We start from the raw sequence: 1,568 nt of genomic DNA on the forward strand, positions 1-1,568 counted from the left end.
ACGTGAAATGTTGCGGCCCAGCCACTTGTTCTCCTTGGTCGCAATCTCCCATGAGACGAGCTGGTTGAGGAAGCGCTCCGGATCGGGCTGCGGCTGCGTCGTGCTGTACATCTCCATGTCGCAGTACAGCTTGGTATAGGTGTCGGGATTGGCGACATCCGACGAGAAAAACACCGAAGCCGTGACCGACTTGAGCTCGAGGTCGATGCCGGCGCGCTGACAGGCCTGCTTGATGATGGCCTGGGTCTTCTGGCGCGGGGCGTTGATCGAGGTCTGGAAGACGAATCTGAGCTTCTTGCCGTCCTTCTCGCGGATGCCGTCGGCGCCGCGTTTCCAGCCGGCATCGTCGAGGATCCTGTTCGCCTTCTCGACATTGAACTCGTATTTCAGCTTCTGCGACTTGAACTGCCTGGGCTCGTTGACGAAGCTCGCCGTCGCGATGCCGCCGCGGCCATAGATGAACTTCTGGATCGAGTCGCGGTCGATCAACAGGTTGATCGCCTGGCGCACGGCCGGGTCCGACAGCGTCGGGTGCCTGGTCTTGACGCTCGAACGCTCGCCATCGACCTCGGTCCAGGGATCGGTCGTGTTCAGGATGATGAACTCGACGCTGCCAGCGGGCACGGCGACGACCTTGCCACGGCCGCCATTCTCCATGCGCTTGAGGATCTCGTCCTCGACCAGCATGTTCCAGGCGTAGTCGTACTCGCCGGTCTGCAGCACGGCGCGCGCCGCCGAAACCGCGTCACCGCCGCCCTTGATTTCGAAGGTGTCGAAATGCGGCTGGTTCTTGACGTGGTAGTCGGGGTTGCGCTCGGCGGTGATAATGTCACCCGGTTTGAACTCGACCAGCCTGTAGGGGCCGGTGCCGACCGGCTTCAGGTTGCCCGGTGCCTCGCGCGACCGGGAACCGACATATTCCCCGAAATGGTGTTTCGGGATGATCATGCCGGTCACGCCGACGAAGGGATCGGCCCAGAACGGGGTGGGTTCCGGGAAAGTCAGCTTGACGGTGAGGTCGTCGATCCTGGCGACCCTGATGTTGGTGTAGGAACCCGAAGTGTAGGCCGCGGTCGCGGGGTCCCTGGCGTATTCCCAGGTGAAGACCACGTCGTCCGCGGTGAACGGCTTGCCGTCATGCCACTTCACACCAGGCTTCAGTTTCCAGGTGACGGTCCTTCCATCCTCCGAAAGCCCGCCATTGGCGCGCGAAGGTATTTCCGCGGCGAGCTGCGGGAAAAGGTTGCCCTCCTTGTCCCAACCGGCCAGCGGCTCGAAGAAGACGCGCGACGCAACCTGATCCTTGGAGCCGGAGGCGAAATGCGGGTTGAGCAGGGTCGGGGCCTGCCAGAGCAGGATCTTCAGCGGCCCGCCGCCCCCCGCCTTGCCGGGCTTGTATTCGAGAGCGGCACTCGCCATCGCAACGTCATTCCAGAGCAGAATCTGGCTGGCGATCGGTGCCGCGATGCCGGCCGCCGCCATCCTCTGGATGAAGGAGCGTCGCGACAGCGCGCCCGCTTTCACATCTGCGACCAGGCCTCTGATAACCGCTTCGTTCATCCCGCCTC

Annotated in this window: 1 protein-coding gene; it reads right to left on the reverse strand. The window is 63.1% G+C overall.

The genetic code is table 11. The features are described 5' to 3' along the window. The coding region (locus ACIPIA_RS15955) for a peptide ABC transporter substrate-binding protein (RefSeq protein WP_400510953.1) at nucleotides 1–1,560 on the reverse strand (1,560 nt) is incomplete at its 3' end. Nucleotides 1,561–1,568 lie beyond the last annotated feature (8 nt).

This window comes from Allobosea sp. CER48 (genome assembly GCF_044752385.1).
Classification (GTDB): domain Bacteria; phylum Pseudomonadota; class Alphaproteobacteria; order Rhizobiales; family Beijerinckiaceae; genus Allobosea.